The sequence below is a fragment of the Streptomyces aureocirculatus genome (genome assembly GCF_000720475.1).
Taxonomy (GTDB): Bacteria; Actinomycetota; Actinomycetes; order Streptomycetales; family Streptomycetaceae; genus Streptomyces; species Streptomyces aureocirculatus.
This window is the reverse complement of record NZ_JOAP01000026.1, coordinates 64,597-80,040: the sequence shown is the minus strand read 5'-3', so window position 1 is coordinate 80,040 and position 15,444 is coordinate 64,597. Positions and strand designations below refer to the sequence as shown.

The window sequence follows — 15,444 nt, the reverse complement described above, 5'->3', positions numbered from 1 at the left end:
CCTACTGTGGCGGCGTGCACACACAAGTGATCGTTCTGAACGGCGGGTCGAGCTCGGGAAAGTCGGGCATCGCCCGGTGCCTGCAGGCCGAGCTGCCCGAGCCCTGGCTCAGCTTCGGCGTCGACACCTTCGTCGACGCGCTGCCCGCGGCGATGCGGGCGTCGGACGCGGGCATCGGGTTCGCGGACGACGGCGCCGTGACCGTCGGCGAGGACTTCCGCAGCCTTGAGGCGGCCTGGATCGAGGGCGTCGCCGCGATGGCGCGGGCGGGTGCGCGGGTAATCGTCGACGAGGTGTTCCTCGGCGGCGCGCAGTCGCAGCGGCGCTGGCAACGCGCCCTGGACGGCGTCCCCGTGCTGTGGGTCGGCGTCCGGTGCGCGGCGCCGGTCGCCGCCGGACGCGAGACCGCCCGCGGGGACCGGATCGCGGGCATGGCCGCGATCCAGGCGGACCTCGTCCACCATGGTGTGCGGTACGACCTGGAGGTCGACACCGCACACCACGAGGCGATCGCGTGCGCCAGGACGATCGCGGCACACATCGAGTGAGCCCTCGGCCCCGCTCAGGCGTACTGCGCCGCCCCATTGCCCAGTGACCAGTCGATCGACTCGTTCTCGGTCACGGTGACGAACACGTTCCGCGGCTCGGTGCCCGCGTACTCCTCGGCGAGTTCGGCGATGCGCCAGTAGAGCGCCTGCTTCTGGGCGGGCGTACGGCCCGCGCGCATCGTGATCGCCACGTACACGATGCCGCTGTCCCGGTGCACGCCGAGATAGTCGTCGTAGCGCAGGGTGCTGCGGCTGCCGTCGTGGCCGGTCAGCACCTGGAACCGGTCGTCGGCGGGGATGCCGATCGTCTCCACGAGGGCGTCGTGGACGGCACGGCCCAGCGCGTCGAGGCGACAACCGTCGGCCTCCCAGGCGTCGATGCGGACAAACGGCATGGCGGCGATCCTCTCGTGCTCGGTGCGCGCGGCTCGGCGCCGGCGCGCCTCGTACTGTACATACTAGTAGGTACAGTACGAGGCGTGGCGCGGGACCGCTATCCGCTGGTGACGCGGGACCGCTATTCGCTGGTGAACAGTGCCGTCCACAGGAACGGCTCGCCGAAGTGCGCGGAGCCGGACGGCTCGTCGTGCATGCGGCGCAGTTCGACCTCGGTCAGGTCGGCGAAGATCGCGCGCAGGGATTCCGGGGTGTAGGCGAGGCCGCCCTGGAGCCCGGACGCCCGGTAGAAGTCCGCGTCCGGCAGCTCCGAACCCATGCTGCCCGCCGCGAAGCAGGTGAGGGCGAAGTGGCCGCCGGGTGCCAGGACCCGTTCCAGGAGCGCGAGGTAGCTGATGCGGCGGTGCGGTGGCAGGTGGTGGAAGCAGCCCGAGTCGTACACCAGGTCGTAGGGCCCGTCGAGCACGTCGGGGCCGAGGGCGAACGCGTCGCCCAGGTGGAAGCGGATGTCCGCCCCGGCGTCGCGGGCGCGTTCCCCGGCCCAGGAGAGCGCGCCCGGTGACACGTCGACGGCGTCCACCGCGAAGCCGTGCGCGGCGAGGTGCAGGGCGTTGCGGCCGGGGCCGCATCCGAGGTCGAGGGCGCGCCCCGGCTCGACGAGGCCGCGCGTGAGGTAGGAGGCGAGGCTCTCGTCGGGCTTCGCCACGAAGAACGGCACCGGCTTGGAGCGGTCGGCGTAGAACCCGTCCCACCAGTTGGCCGCGTCCGCCGTCCACCGGTCGGCGCCCGGCGCGAACAGGCCGTCGAGCAGCTTCAGCACATCGTCGACGGTGCGTATGTTCCGGTTCATCAAAACCCCTTTCCTGAGAGGCCGACGTTAGCGTCGTGACCGGCAAAACCCCAGGCCAGACGGGGTGCGGCGCGGGTGCAGGCGGGCGTGTGCGGGGTGCCGGGAGCCGTCGGCGGGAAGGCGCTCGACCCCCTGCTCTCCGGCCGCGCGGGCCCCCGCCGGACGCCGTCACGGGGGCATTGCGGGGGCCGCAGGAGCGGGTTTCCCCGCGGGTTTCCCCGCGTGTTTTCGCGGGCGGGTCTATCGCGGCCGGGGATCAGACGGGCTGTGCCGACGACGGGCCCGGCAGTACGGTCGGGGCGCCGGGCCGGGGCGGAGCTGACCGCGGGAAGGCCTTGCGGTAGTCGCTCGGGGACACGCCGACCTGCTTGAGGAAGTGGTGCCGGAGGTTGTTCGCCGTACCGAGGCCGCTCAGTTCGCCGACCTTCTCGACCGGCAGGTCCGTGGACTCCAGGAGGCTCTGGGCGCGGGCCAGGCGCTGGTTGAGGAGCCACTGGAGCGGGGTCGTGCCGGTGGCGGCCTGGACTCGGCGGTGGAAGGTGCGCGGGCTCAGCACCGCACGGCGTGCCAGATCGGCCACCGTCAGGGGCTGGTCGAGGCGCTCGCGCGCCCACTCCAGGACGGGGCTGAGGCCCGCGTCGTCCGTGGCGGGCTCCGACAGGTCGATGAACTGGGCCTGTCCGCCCGGCCGGTGCGCGGGCACCACCATGCGGCGGGCGAGCTGGTTGGCGACGTGCGCGCCGAGGTCACGGCGGACGAGGTGCAGGCACAGGTCGAGGCCCGCCGTCAGGCCCGCGCTGGTCAGCACGTCGCCGTCGTCCACGTACAGGACCGAGTCGTCGACCCGTACGAGCGGGTGGCGGGCGGCGAGCTGGGCGGTGTGCTGCCAGTGCGCGGTGGCCCGGCGCCCGTCGAGCAGCCCCGCCGCGGCGAGCGCGAACGCGCCGTTACACAGGGACACCATGCGCGCGCCCGCCGCGTGGGCCTCCCGCAGCGCCTCGACAAGGCCTGGCGGCAGCGGCGCGCCCTCCTCGACGCAGGCGTCGGGCACCGAGGGCACGATGACGGTGTCCGCGCCCGCCAGGTCACCGAGGCCGTACGGGGTGCGCACCGAGAGGCCGAACGGCTCGTCAGTGCCGTCAGTGCCGCCCGTACCGCCCGCTCCCGTCGATCCGGTGCCGCACAGCCGCAACTCGTACCAGGGGTCCGCCAGATCGGGCTGCGGCTTGCCGAACACCGTGCACGGAATGCTCAGTTCGTACAGGTCCCAGGAGGGGACCCCGATCTCCTCGGTCACGACCACCGCGACGGAACCAGCGCTCATGCGGCGAGAATACGGTGCCCGCGAGCATGGCAGGAATTTGGTGGCCGCCGTCGCCAGTGTCACTGTCCGGGCCGTCGGCACGTTGCCAAGGTGGTCCTCACGCGATCGACGCGATCAGTCGTCGTCGCAGGCCCACCGAGGAGCAAGGACGCAGTGAACGCCGTGAGCGCAAGCAACGAGATCGACGCAGTGAACGCCGGACGACGTGTGCCCGTGACCGTCATCGGACTCGGCAACATGGGCACGGCCCTGGCCGCCGCCTTCCTGGAACGCGGCCACCCGACCACGGTGTGGAACCGCTCGCCCGAGAAGGCGAAGGCGCTCGCCGAGCGCGGCGCGAAGCCGGCCGCGACGCCGGAAGAGGCCGTGACCGCGGCCGAGTTGGTGATCGCCTGCGTGCTCGACCACGACGCGCTGCATACCGTCCTCGACCCGGTCGCCGGGCACCTCGCGGGGCGCACCCTGGTGAACGCCACCTCCGGATCGCCGGAGCAGGCACGGGAGTTCAAGGACTGGGCGGACGCCCACTCCGTCGCCTATCTCGACGCCGCCGTCATGACGACGCCGCCCGGGGTCGGCAACCCGGACATGATGTTCCTGTACAGCGGCTCGGAGCAGGCCTTCCAGACGTACGGGGAAGCCTTGGAGGTGCTGGGCGACCCGCTCCACCTCGGCGCGGACCCGGGCGCGGCCTCGCTGTACGACGCGGCGCTGCTCGGCCTGATGTGGTCCACGTTCACCGGCTGGCTGCACGGCACCGCGCTCGTGGGCGCCGACAAGGTGGCGGCCACCGACTTCACGGCCATCGCGAACCGCTGGCTCGGCGGCGCGGTGCGCGACTTCCTCACGCGGTACGCGGGGCAGGTGGACGAGGGCCACTACCCCGGCGACGACGCGACCGTCGACGTGCAGATCGCCACCATCGACCACCTCATCCACGCGGCGGCCGACCGGGGCGTCGACAACGCGCTTCCGGAGCTCCTGAAGGCCACCATGGAGCGGACGAAGGCCGCGGGACACGGTGGGGACAGCTACGCGAGCGTGATCGAGGTCATGCGGGGGAGCGCGGGAGCCTGAGCGGCCCGCCGGGTCCGGCGGCGTGCCGGGGTCCGCCCGGCCCGCCGCCGGTCGGCGGCCGGACGGATCACCAGCTCGTGAGGTCGGGCCGGGGCGGAAGCGCGGGCTCCGGTGGCGCCGTCGGCAACCCGGCGAGGACCGAGGCGGCCACCGACGTGCCCGCCGTCCGGTCCGCGAGAGAACGGGCGGAAGTGGACAGCACCGGAAGGGCGTTGAAGGCGAACAGGGCGACCGCCGCGAGCCAGCACACGACGGACAGGAAGACCCAGCCCTGCACCAGCATGCAGCACGCCAGCGCGTAGACGCCGACGTCGGCGGTCGTGGTGACGGCCGCCCGCAGCGCGGCGCGCGGCCCCGACCGGGGCGTGACGCGCAGCCCCATCAGGGCCTTGCCCAGGGTCCGGCCCGCGAAGTGCAGCGTGAGCCACTGGTACAGGAAGGTGAGGACCACCAGGGCGAGGAAGCCCTGCTGGACATAGCCGACGGCGTCCTGCCACAGCGAGTCGACGAGCTCGTCGGCCGCGCCCTGGGCGTCGCCTCTGGAGGTGACGAAGTGCCAACTGCCCTTCGTCACCAGCTCAGGTACGTCCGTGATGAGCGCCGCGATGCGGTTGAAGGTCAGGACGGCGAGGAGCCAGCCCGCCACGACCACCAACCCGAAGTCGATGAGCCAGGCGCCGGCTCGGCGTAACTTCGGCACAGATGTTCCCCCATGACTGCTTCCCCCCGGTCCGACAGCAGCACGGTAGCAACCTCGACGCGCGGCCACACGCCCTCTCCTGAGACAGCTCCTTCCGGCCATCGCCGACTTCAGTTGGGATGGCTGCTTTCGGCCACCGCCGATTTCCGTGACTCGACGACGACGGCGCGTCACCGCAGACTTGCCGTGCGCGGGCGAGCCCCTACGGGTTGTCTCATCCTCCTCCGCGGGGGACCGGGGCGGAGGTACGGGGCGCGGAAGGTGTCCGCATCATCCCGGTTCGGCGGTCGGAATCGCGGTGTCTGTCCAGAGTTGGGGCGTTTTGCGGGGAAGTTGATCCCGCGAGACGGAGGTCACATCCGTCATGGGCCGCTGGTACATGAGATCTACACCCATTCCTCGCGTCTCCTACCCGAGGATGAGTCCGCCCCCGTGGGACTACACCGGTCGTGGGCCGATAGTCCGGCCCGCAGTCTGACTTACACGCCAGAAGCTGCCGTCACGATGGAGAGGATCCTGACGACCTGTACCGGCGCCCCGCACACGGGGACTCCGGCAGGGCGTCCGTATCCCGTATACCGCTTTCACGTTTCACGCGTTTTCAAACAGTCCTGCCCCATCCCGACGGGAGTCTCCTTCGCCGTGGCTACGTTCCTCTACAAACTGGGCCGTCTCGCCTTCAGACGGCGCTGGTGGATGGCGCTCATATGGGTGGCCCTCTTCATCGGCGCGGGCGTTGCCGCGTCAACGGCTCCCAAGCCGCCCGCCGACACCTTCTCCATGCCCGGCACGGAGTCCCAGAAGGCCTTCGACCTGCTCGACGAGCGGTTCCCCGAGACCAGTGCCGACGGCGCCACCGCCCGCGTGGTGGTCCGTGCCCCCGAGGGCCAGAAGATCAGCTCCGCCAAGAACAAGGCGAAGGTCGAGAAGCTGGTCGACCGCCTCGGCAAGGCCGAGAAGGTCTCCAAGGTCGACGACCCGTTCAAGGCGGGCACGGTCAGCAAGGACGGCACCACCGCCTACGCGACCGTGTCCTACAAGGTCACCGGCACCGAGCTGAGCGACAAGAACAAGGACGCGCTCACCGAGACCCTCGATGACACCCGCAAGCAGGGTCTCACCGTCGAGGCCGGTGGTGACGCCGTTCCCACCGAGCAGCAGATGGGCGGCAGCGCCGAGATGATCGGCATCGCGGTCTCCGCGGTGGTCCTGATCATCACCTTCGCCTCGCTGATCGCCGCGGGCATGCCGATCCTGACCGCGCTCATCGGCGTCGGCATCGGCATCTCCAGCATCACCGCGCTCGGCAGCACCCTGGAGCTGTCCAGCACCACCTCGACGCTCGCCATGATGATCGGCCTCGCGGTCGGCATCGACTACGCGCTGTTCATCGTCTCGCGCTACCGCGCCGAACGAGCGGACGGACGCACACCGGAGGACGCGGCGGGCCGCGCCGTCGGTACCGCGGGCTCCGCCGTGGTCTTCGCCGGACTCACCGTCGTCGTCGCCCTCTCCGGCCTCGCCGTCGTGAACATCCCGATCCTCACCAAGATGGGTCTCGCCGCGGCCGGCACGGTCGTGATCGCCGTCTTCATCGCGCTGACCCTCATCCCCGCCCTGCTCGGCTTCGCGCCCCGCAGGACGCTGCGCCGCAAGGACCGCAAGAAGCCCGTCGGCGTCCCCTTCCACGACCCCCACGCCAAGCCCAAGCTCGGCACCCGCTGGGCCCGCTTCGTCCTTCGCCGTCCGCTGATCGTCCTGGTCTTCGCCGTCGTCGGCCTCGGCGTCATGGCCGCCCCGGCCGCCAAGCTGGAGCTCGGCCTGCCCGACGAGGGCACGTACGCGGTGGACACCACGCAGCGCAAGGCGTACGACATGCTGTCGGACTCCTTCGGCAAGGGCTTCAACGGTCCGCTGACGATCGTCGTCGACAAGGACAAGGGCGCGGCCGCCGCCGCGAAGGACGTCTCCAAGACGCTCAAGGACTTCGACGGCATCGTCAATGTCGCCCCGGCCGCCCCGAACAAGGCCGACAACGCGGCGATCATGACGGCCGTGCCGTCGACGGGACCGAGCGCCGCCGAGACGGAGAAGCTGGTCAAGAAGATCCGCTCGGGTCTCGGCGATGTCGAGAGCAAGACCGGATCCGAGGTCCTGATCACCGGCCAGACGGCCATGACCATCGACTTCTCGCAGACGCTCGACGACGCCCTCGTCCCGTACCTGGCTCTCGTCGTCGGCCTGGCCTTCCTGCTCCTGATGCTGGTGTTCCGCTCCATCCTCGTCCCGCTGAAGGCGGCCCTCGGCTTCCTGCTGTCGGTGCTCGCGGCGCTCGGCGCAGTGGTGGCGGTCTTCCAGCAGGGCCACCTCGCCGATCTGTTCGGCGTCGACCAGCCCGGCCCGATCATGAGCATGATGCCGATCTTCATGATCGGTGTGGTCTTCGGTCTCGCCATGGACTACGAGGTGTTCCTCGTGACGCGTATGCGTGAGGCGTACGTCCACGGCGAGCGCCCGGGCGAGGCCATCGTCACCGGCTTCACCCACGGCGGACGCGTGGTCGCCGCCGCCGCGGTCATCATGATCAGCGTCTTCTCCGGCTTCATCATGGAGGACGACGACATGATCAAGATGATGGGCTTCGGTCTCGCGGCCGCCGTCCTCTTCGACGCCTTCGTCGTCCGCATGGCGATCGTGCCCGCGGTGCTCGCGCTCCTCGGCAAGTCCGCCTGGTGGCTGCCGCGCTGGCTCAACGCGCTGCTTCCCAACGTGGACGTGGAGGGCGAGAAGCTGCACAAGCAGCTCGGTGACGTGAACGGCGGAGCGGCGCCGTACTCCGACCCGGAGCGGGAACTGCAGCGCACGCGCTGACCCCGCGGCGGACGGCCCCCGCTGATCCGCAGCCATGACGACGGCCCGGTGACCCCCTCGGTCACCGGGCCGTCGTGCCGTGCGGCGGCGGGGGACTTCGCGGCCGACCCTCCTGATTCCGGCTCAATTCGCACGTTCGTGCAGTCAACTTCGCCGTGACGTCGGGCGTCAGTGCTAAGGGCTGGACGGTTCTCAGGTCCCGGCCGCAAGCCCTCGCGGAGGAGGTTGCCATGGCCGACGTCGACGCGGACCGGCTCGCGGTGGTCGCCCTGGAAACCCGGCAGGCCAGGGACGTACGGATCGCCGGCGCGAAGGCCGCCCACCTGGCACGGGCAGCGGTCGCGGGGCTGCCCGTCCTGCCCGGTTTCGTCGTCGTGGCCGCCGAGACGGCAACCGGAGCACCCCGCGGAGAGGACGCGCTGCGGCACGCCTGGAGCGAGCTGAGCGGCCAGGGCGCACGGCCGGTCGTCGTGCGGTCCTCCTCCGTGCACGAGGACGGCGCGGAGTCGTCGCTCGCGGGTCTCTTCGAGACGGTGCTCGACGTGCGCGGCTGGAACGCGTTCACCGACGCCGTGCAGCGGGTGTTGCACTCCGCGCGCCGCGCCACCGTACGGCAGGTGCCGGGCCCACCGAAGCAGCCGGACGCGGACACCCCGGCCGTGCCCGGGGACATGGCCGTCCTCGTGCAGCCCATGGTGCACGCCACCGCGGGCGGGGTGGTGTTCGGCGCGGACCCGCTCGCGGGACGCCGCGACCGGCTCCTCGTCAGCGCCGTCCCCGGCGGCCCCGACCAACTCGTCGACGGCAGCGTCCAGGGCGTCCGCTACCAGCTCACGCGGCAGGCCCGCCTCCTGCACACCGAACCCGCCGAGCCGCGCACCGCCCGCCTCCTCGACCACCGGCGGTTACGGGGCCTCGCGCGCCTCGCGCGCCTGGCGGAGCGGGAGTTCGGCGGCCCGCAGGACATCGAGTTCGGCTTCGACGCCGACGACCGACTGTGGCTGTTCCAGACCCGCCCCATCACCGCCATGCCCGTCGCACCGCCCCGCCGCGCCCGCCTGCTCGGCCCGGGCCCGGTCGCCGAGACCTTCCCCGGCGTCCTGCAGCCGCTGGAGGAGGACTTGTGGCTCGCCCCCATGGCGTACGGTCTGACGGTCGCCCTCGACATCACGGGCTCGGCCTCGCGCGCCGCCCTGCGGCGGCTGCCCGTCGTCACGACCGTCGACGGGCGCGCGGCCGCCGACCTGCGGCTCCTCGGCGCCGCACCGCCGCCACGGCGGGCCCGCGCCCTGCTCGCCGCCCTCAACCCGGCCCCGGGCGGGCGTCGCGCCGCGGCCGCCTGGCGCACCGGCAGACTGCGTTCGGCCCTGCCCCTGCTCGCCGTCGACCTGATGGCCGACGTGGACCGGTACCTGGGCGAACTGCCGCGCCCCGAGGAGATGCTGAGCGGCAGGCTGTTCGCCGCACTCTCCTGGGGGCGTACGGTCCTCGGCGCCCTGCACGCACAGGAGTCACTGGCAGGGGCCCTGCTGCCCCAGGACTCCGGGGCCACCGCCGTCGGTGAGGCCCTTGCCGTGCTGTGCGAGACGCGCGCCGGCACGCCGGACGACGCGCACCTGATCGCCCGGCACCCGGTACTCCTCTCCCTGCTGCCACCGACGCTCGGCCCGCGCGCACCGCTGCCCCCGTGCCGCACGGCCTGGGCCGGGGTGCCGCGCGGCACGGGGGCGCTCCCGGCCCGCGAGGGGCTGCGGCTGCGGGTCCGCTGGGTGCAGGAGATGCAGGCGGGCATGGTCCACGAGATCGCGGCCCGGCTCACGGCGGCCGGGCTCGTCGACGATCCGGCCCGCGTCGCCCGCCTGCGCTGGCACGAGCTGACGGCGGCGAGCGACGGCGCGCCCCTGCCCGCCGACCTGCCCGAACGGCTGCCCCGGCCACAGCGCCCCGCACTGCCCGCCGCGTTCCGCCTCGCCGCGGGCCGCCCGGTCCCCGAGCCGGACCGGCGCGGCACGACGGGCACCGGGCAGGGCGCGGGTGGCGGCTTCGGCTCGGGCACCGCCTGGCACGGCGCGGGCGGCCGGCCCCGGTACGCGGTCCTGGTCGTCCGCACCCTCGACCCCGCCCTCGCGCCGCGGTTGCCCGGCCTCACCGGCCTGGTCGCCGAGACCGGCAGCGTGCTCTCCCATCTGGCCGTGCTCGCCCGCGAGTACCAAGTACCCACGGTTGTGGGCGTACCCGATGCCCTCGACCGCTTCCCCGAAGGCACCCGGTTGTCCGTGGACGGGGGCACGGGGGCGGTGGAGGAGGTGCGGGTGACCGCTGTCGTGGAACGGGTGAGCGCCGTCGCGGAGCCGGCGGACGGCGAGGACCGCGGGTCGGACACCCCGGACACCCCGGAAGTCCCGGAAGTCCTGGAAGTCCCGGAAGTCCCGGAACTCCCGGACGCCCCGGCCGTGTCGCCCGGCGAACGTCGCGAAGCCGCCCTGCCGCCCGACCGCCCCGACTGCCGGGAGGGGATGGCCTCATGAAGTACGTCAGCTATCTCCTGGGCGGCCTCACCGCCGCCGCGGCCGCCGGGTACGGCGTGGTCTACCTCACCCGCTGGGAGTGGCAGCGCGCCCTCATCTGCGGGGTGCTGCTCCTGGTGGTCGAGGGTCTGCTGGTGTGCGCGGTGCTCCTGAACCGCATCGGCCGCCTGGAGCGCCGGATCGCGGACGCCGACGAGCGCACCGAGGAGGTCCGGCGGCGGCTCGCGGAGTCGCGCGCGGAGCAGGGCGTACGGTTCCGCTGGCTGGAGTCGCGCGGCCCGGACGGGGCCCACCGCACGTATGTGTTCGTACCGGTCCTGATGGCGGCCGGAGTGCTCCTCTCCGGCGTCGCATGGGTCGTGCAGAAGATCTCGGCGGCCACCGCGCGGCCCGGCGCCGAGCGCAGGCTCGCCGGACGGCTCACCCGGCTCACCGCCCCGCCGCACGACCTCCGGGGACGGGTGCCGGAGCTGGAGGACACCCCGCCGGTGCCGCCGCCCCACACCCTGCGGGCGCTCGCCGTGACCGCCGTGGTCGCGGCCTGCGGGCTGCTGCTCGCCCTCCTCGTGGATACCCTGTCCGACGCCACCCAGACCCGGCCGGGGGAGCGGTCCGCCGCCGCGGCGACCACCGTCGTCTACCAGGTCGAGGTGCACGGCACCGCCGACGCGGGCGCCCGCGCACTCGCGGCACGCGAGCTGTGGGAGCGGTGCCGCCGGTCCACGGCCGCCCTCAACGTCCGCGCCCCGCTGACCCAACTGGGCGCGGACGTCTGGGCCGGAGTGATACGTCCCGCGCTCTCCGGCCACGACGTGATGCGGCTCCGCGGCTGTCTTGTCGACACGACGGCACACCGCACCCGCGCGAAGGTTCTCGGCGGGGGCGGCGAGGGCGGCCGGGGCGGCCGGGGCCAGGAACGGCACGCGCCGCGCCAGGCTGGGTAACCACCCTTGTTCCAGGCCGTGTTGGCGAGGCGGAAGTGCCTGGTGAGGCGCTCGTACCCGGTCGCAGGGACCCTCCGGCGCCGGTACTCTGGAAGGCGTCCGCGCGTCTGTGGCCGCGCGTCTGTGTGTACGCGTTGCCGCGCCGTCGCCGTCTCCGCGCCGCGCCATGGTGCGGCTCCGCCCCCTCCCCGTCCCGGCGTGCTCCCGTACGCGCGCCCTCAGGTGGTGACCGCTTGCCGTCCGCTGCCACACCCGCTCGGGCGGTCGCCGCGTGCGCCGCCCCGCCCGCCTCCACGCGTGCCCTCGGCACCCGGGCCCGCGGCCGCCTGAAGCCCCGGCGTCCGCTGCCGCGCCGGGTCCTGAGGACCCTGGGCCTGTGCGTCCTCGGCTACACGGTGTTCTGGCTCACCTCGGCGCTCGGTGTCCTCGCCGTGTCGGTGTGGGCCGGTGAACACGCCCCCGGCGACCGCGAACTGGCGGGCGTCCGCCACTTCCAGCAGGTCGACGACCGGCTGTGGCGCGGCTCCGCGCCCTCCGAGAAGGGCTATCGCGCCCTGGCCGCGCACGGCATCCACACCGTCGTGGACCTGCGCGCGGAGAAGCTGAGCGCCACCGCACTCGCCCAGCCCCGGCACGCCGGGCTGCACGTCGTCCGCATGCCGATCCGCGACGGACAGACCCCCGACGGCCGCCAGGTCGAGAACTTCCTGCGCGTCGTCGCCGACGCGGGCGGCCCGGTCTTCGTGCACTGCGGCGCGGGCGTCGGCCGCACCGGGGCGATGAGCGCCGCCTACCTGGTACGCACCGGTCAGGCGACGCCGGGCCAGGCGGCGCTGCGCACGGTGGCCGTGGGCCCGCCGTCCCTGGAGCAGATCTACTACGTGCTCAGCGCCGACCGCCACGCGAGCCGACAGCCACCGGACGTCGTCACGCTGATCAGCCGCCTGGCCGACGCACCGCGCCGCATCAAGGCCTCTCTTTGACGGCGCGTCTCCCGACGGCGCGTCTCCCGACGGCGCGTCGGCCCCCCGGGCTCACAGCCTCGCCCTGAGCCGCCGCTCGCCGACACCGCACCGCGGGGCTTCCGCGTCGTCGCGTACGGGCTTCTGCAGCAGGGTGGCGGCGAAGCGTCCGCCCACACCCCCGTCCTTCGACGGCTGTTCGCCGACGACCTCGTACCCGGCGGACGCGTAGTACGCGCGCAACCGCGGGTTGTTGGCACGGCAGTCGAGGCGGCACAGGCCGCGCCCCGCGGCGCGGACGCGGCGTTCGGCGTGGGCGAGCATGCGGCGCCCGGTACCCGCGGGGGCGGTGGCGCGGTCCGTCATCAGGCGGTGGACGTACCCGGCGACGGGCGGTTGCGGGCCCCAGGCCGCCGGGTCGTCCCACCACAGCTCCCAGGCGCCCGCGACGGGACCGTCCGGGCCGAGCGTGGCGATCCAGAGCTCGCTGTCCGCGAGCCGCGCCCTGAAGTGCTCCACGCCTAGCTCGCCCGGCTTCCACTGGGCGATGCCGTGCGCGATCTGCCAGCGCGCCGCCTCGTCCCGCAGTCGGACGAGCACCGGAATGTCGGCTTCGACACCGCGCCGGAACGTCAGCTCCGCCCCCGCGACGGGTTCGAGCAGTCTGCGGCGCAGCGCGGCGACCAGCGCGTCGTCGGCGCCGAGCACGTGGGTGGCGTACGCGCGCAGCGACCCGTACCGCTCGGCCGTCCCGGCGATGGCGAAGTCCTCGGCGATCTCGGCCCTGGCGATGTCGGCCTCGGCGACGCCGATGAGGGCCAGCACGAGCGCGGCGAGGAGCTCCGTGCGGTTCTCCCCGGTGGTGCAGTGGAACACCACAGGGCCCGACTCCTCGGCGGCGATCAGTTCGAGCGCACGGCGCAGCTCCCGCACGCCGTCCTCGTCGGGGCGGCGCTCGACGCCCAGGTGGTGGTAGGCGAACGACGGATGCTCGGGGACGCGGCCCTGCGCGTCGATCTCCCGGCCGTGGCGCAGATCGATGACGGTGCGGACACCCAGGGCGAGGAAGCGGTCCCAGTCGGCGTCCCGCAGTCTGCTCAACGCGCCGGACCGGTACACCTGCCCCCAGCGCACCGTACGGCCGTCCTCGGTGACATGGCCGCCCACGTCACGGAAGTTGTGCAGCCGCTCGAATGATATGTGTGTCTTCACAGTGCGGCAGCCTACGTCCGCGGAGCGGGTGCCCGCCGCGATGAACATCACCGCCCCCGCGCGCGTGCGCTTTGCGGCAAAAGGACTGGACAGAGCGGGGCACTCCGTGCTCCGCGCGTGTCATGTCGCAAGGACGGAACGGAGGGTCGGGGGACGGGCGGAGACGGCGCTACCGCCCGCCGATCCGCACCGGCTCGGCCACCTTCGGCACCCGGTCGAGCACGACGCCGAAGTGCTTCTCGTACGCCGCGAGGACCTCGGCGTCCGTGGCCAGCTCCGTGACCTCGCGCTCGCCGCCGGTGGTGACGGTGAGCCTGTTGCCGCTCAGGGTGACGCGGCCCGCCGGGGTGACCAGGGAGCACACCAGGGACCGCGTGAAGTGTGACTTCGGTGACGTGCGGTGGTACCAGGCGCCCACGCCGAAGTCCGCGAGTGCGCGCGGCCGCTGGTCGATGACGTACTGCGGCTTGCCGTCCTTGATGACGTCCAGGTCGCCGCCCGGGGCCGGGGCGATGCGGAACGTGCCGCCGGGGTCGGACTGCTCGCCGCGTCCGGTGAAGTCCAGCGGGAGGTGGGTGTGGGTGCCGAAGCCGACGTCGGCGAGCCAGTCGCCGCCGTCATCGGTGCGGACCCGCAGGGTGAGGTGGTCGTAGGGGATGCCCGGCCGGCCGTCGTCGCCGTACACCCGGGCCTGGAGGAGCGTGACCTCGAACCCGAGGGCGGCGAGGAGCGTGGCGAAGGCGCCGTTGAGTTCATAGCAGAAGCCGCCCCTGTGCCCGTCGACGACCTTCGCAAGGAGGTCCTTCTCCGTGAGGTCGACCTCCTCGCCCAGATGGATGGAGAGGTTCTCGAAGGGGACGCTGCGCAGATGCGCGAGGTGCAGTGCGCGCAGGGCCTGCGCGGTGGGGGCGGCCGGTCGCTCGACGCCGATGCGCCGCAGGTAGGCGGCTGTCCGTACGGTATCCATGGGACCAAGTCTCCCGGCCGGCGCCGCGAGGGGCCAGCGACCTCGGACGGGCTCCCTGCCCTTCGGCGGTCCTAGGACCCGTCGTACAGGCCTGCCGCCGACCTGCCGGGCCCCGTCCGCTGATCTTCGGGCCCGGTCCGCTGATCTTGCGGGGGACGCGGGGACACGGGGGCACCGCGGTCGGCGAGCAGCGCGAGGGCCGCCCGGGAGGGGGACCCCGGGGCGGTGTGCGCGACCACCACGCTCTGGTCGTCCCCGGTGCGCAGGGCCTGCTGCGTGACCGTGAGGGCGCCGATCAGCGGGTGGTGCATGGTGTGCGGAGCCGCGTCGCAGGCCCGCACCTGGTGGGCCGCCCACATCGCGCTGAACTCGGGGCTCTTCATCGATAGTTCACCGATGAGGGAGGCGAGCCGGGCGTCCTCGGGATGGCGCCCTGCCACCTCGCGCAGGTTGGCGACCACGGACCGCGCCTTCGACTCCCAGTCCGCGTACAGCGCCCGCATGTCGGGGTCGAGGAAGACGAGCGCGGCCATGTTGGGCCGTGTCGACACCTGGTCGGGCCCGTCGGCCGGGAGGTGGGCGGCGAAGAGGGCGTGGCCCAGGGCGTTCCAGGCAAGGACGTCGGTGCGGCGGCCGAGGACGACCGCGGGGACACCGGCGAGGGCGTCGAGGAGGTGGCGGGTGGCGGTCCCGAGGTGTTCCGGGGGCGGGCGGCGCAGGCCCTTCCGCCCCGAAGCGGCCCCGATGCCCAGGTCGTGCAGGTGCCTGCGCTCCGACTCGTCCAGGCCGAGCGCGCGGGCGAGGGCGTCCAGGACCGCGGGTGAGGCGTTGTGGGACTGCCCCTGTTCGAGCCGGGTGTAGTACGAGGCGCTGACGCCCGCGAGCAGGGCGAGCTCCTCCCGGCGCAGGCCGGGTACGCGGCGCCGGTCGCCGTAGGTCTTCAGGCCGATGTCGTCGGGGCGCAGCCGTGACCTGCGGGCTTGCAGGAAGGCGCCCAGTTGGCTCTGTCCGTCCACGCGGTCCAGTATCCGCCGGGGGCGGCCGGGGAGCCTGACCCTGCGAGGG

13 protein-coding genes are annotated in these 15,444 nt (G+C 73.2%); 6 read left to right on the top strand and 7 right to left on the bottom strand.

Annotated features, from left to right (window positions below; genetic code table 11):
* Window positions 1-14 precede the first annotated feature (14 nt).
* Window positions 15-548 (top strand): chloramphenicol phosphotransferase CPT, encoded by a 534-nt coding sequence (cpt, locus tag IG78_RS0124145; protein WP_030566634.1) that lies wholly within the window; start codon window positions 15-17, stop codon window positions 546-548.
* 14 nt (window positions 549-562) lie between these two features.
* Here the strand turns inward: cpt and IG78_RS0124140 are convergent, their stop codons facing one another.
* From IG78_RS0124140 to IG78_RS0124130, 3 genes are all read right to left on the bottom strand, one after another.
* Entirely contained in the window at window positions 563-943 is a 381-nt protein-coding gene (locus tag IG78_RS0124140) for a tautomerase family protein (protein ID WP_030566632.1), read from the bottom strand.
* 122 nt (window positions 944-1,065) lie between these two features.
* Window positions 1,066-1,794, bottom strand: coding sequence for a class I SAM-dependent methyltransferase (locus IG78_RS0124135; RefSeq protein ID WP_030566630.1), 729 nt, complete (start codon window positions 1,792-1,794; stop codon window positions 1,066-1,068).
* A gap of 256 nt (window positions 1,795-2,050) precedes the next feature.
* Window positions 2,051-3,097 carry a helix-turn-helix domain-containing protein gene (locus tag IG78_RS0124130; RefSeq protein WP_037686105.1) on the bottom strand — a complete coding sequence of 349 codons (1,047 nt, stop codon included), beginning with the start codon at window positions 3,095-3,097 and terminating at the stop codon, window positions 2,051-2,053.
* A gap of 210 nt (window positions 3,098-3,307) precedes the next feature.
* Between IG78_RS0124130 and IG78_RS0124125 the strand changes: the two genes are divergently transcribed.
* Complete coding sequence (locus IG78_RS0124125; RefSeq protein WP_030566627.1) at window positions 3,308-4,195, top strand: NAD(P)-dependent oxidoreductase; 888 nt, start codon at window positions 3,308-3,310, stop codon at window positions 4,193-4,195.
* A 67-nt stretch (window positions 4,196-4,262) separates the two neighbouring features.
* Here IG78_RS0124125 and IG78_RS0124120 read toward each other — a convergent pair whose 3' ends face one another.
* Window positions 4,263-4,895 carry an RDD family protein gene (locus tag IG78_RS0124120; protein ID WP_051852911.1) on the bottom strand — a complete coding sequence of 211 codons (633 nt, stop codon included), beginning with the start codon at window positions 4,893-4,895 and terminating at the stop codon, window positions 4,263-4,265.
* A 642-nt stretch (window positions 4,896-5,537) separates the two neighbouring features.
* Here IG78_RS0124120 and IG78_RS0124115 point away from each other — a divergent pair.
* The 4 genes from IG78_RS0124115 to IG78_RS0124100 all read left to right on the top strand — a co-directional run bounded on the left by IG78_RS0124115 (window position 5,538) and on the right by IG78_RS0124100 (window position 12,221).
* Window positions 5,538-7,766 carry an MMPL family transporter gene (locus tag IG78_RS0124115; RefSeq protein WP_037686102.1) on the top strand — a complete coding sequence of 743 codons (2,229 nt, stop codon included), beginning with the start codon at window positions 5,538-5,540 and terminating at the stop codon, window positions 7,764-7,766.
* Between the two features lie 230 nt (window positions 7,767-7,996).
* The gene (locus tag IG78_RS0124110; RefSeq protein ID WP_051852910.1) at window positions 7,997-10,294 is read left to right on the top strand and encodes a PEP/pyruvate-binding domain-containing protein; all 2,298 of its coding nucleotides are present in this window, start codon (window positions 7,997-7,999) and stop codon (window positions 10,292-10,294) included.
* Complete coding sequence (locus IG78_RS0124105; protein ID WP_051852909.1) at window positions 10,291-11,238, top strand: hypothetical protein; 948 nt, start codon at window positions 10,291-10,293, stop codon at window positions 11,236-11,238. The genes IG78_RS0124110 and IG78_RS0124105 overlap by 4 nt, the downstream gene beginning before the upstream one ends.
* Before the next feature lie 233 nt (window positions 11,239-11,471).
* A complete protein-coding gene (locus IG78_RS0124100; protein WP_030566615.1) occupies window positions 11,472-12,221 on the top strand; it encodes a fused DSP-PTPase phosphatase/NAD kinase-like protein in 750 nt (249 codons plus the stop codon).
* A 51-nt stretch (window positions 12,222-12,272) separates the two neighbouring features.
* Here IG78_RS0124100 and IG78_RS0124095 read toward each other — a convergent pair whose 3' ends face one another.
* From IG78_RS0124095 to IG78_RS0124085, 3 genes are all read right to left on the bottom strand, one after another.
* Window positions 12,273-13,412, bottom strand: a complete 1,140-nt coding sequence (locus IG78_RS0124095; protein ID WP_107054995.1) for a tyrosine-protein phosphatase — start codon at window positions 13,410-13,412, stop codon at window positions 12,273-12,275.
* Between the two features lie 169 nt (window positions 13,413-13,581).
* Window positions 13,582-14,379, bottom strand: a complete 798-nt coding sequence (locus IG78_RS0124090; protein ID WP_030566611.1) for an arylamine N-acetyltransferase family protein — start codon at window positions 14,377-14,379, stop codon at window positions 13,582-13,584.
* 71 nt (window positions 14,380-14,450) lie between these two features.
* Window positions 14,451-15,395, bottom strand: a complete 945-nt coding sequence (locus IG78_RS0124085; protein ID WP_051852907.1) for a helix-turn-helix transcriptional regulator — start codon at window positions 15,393-15,395, stop codon at window positions 14,451-14,453.
* Window positions 15,396-15,444: the final 49 nt, after the last annotated feature.

Coding starts and splice junctions, on each gene's coding strand:
- IG78_RS0124105 (WP_051852909.1), top strand. CDS start 10,291: ATGAAGTACGTCAGCTATCTCCTGGGCGGCCTCACCGCCGCCGCGGCC.
- IG78_RS0124090 (WP_030566611.1), bottom strand. CDS start 14,379: ATGGATACCGTACGGACAGCCGCCTACCTGCGGCGCATCGGCGTCGAG.
- IG78_RS0124135 (WP_030566630.1), bottom strand. CDS start 1,794: ATGAACCGGAACATACGCACCGTCGACGATGTGCTGAAGCTGCTCGAC.
- IG78_RS0124140 (WP_030566632.1), bottom strand. CDS start 943: ATGCCGTTTGTCCGCATCGACGCCTGGGAGGCCGACGGTTGTCGCCTC.
- IG78_RS0124110 (WP_051852910.1), top strand. CDS start 7,997: ATGGCCGACGTCGACGCGGACCGGCTCGCGGTGGTCGCCCTGGAAACC.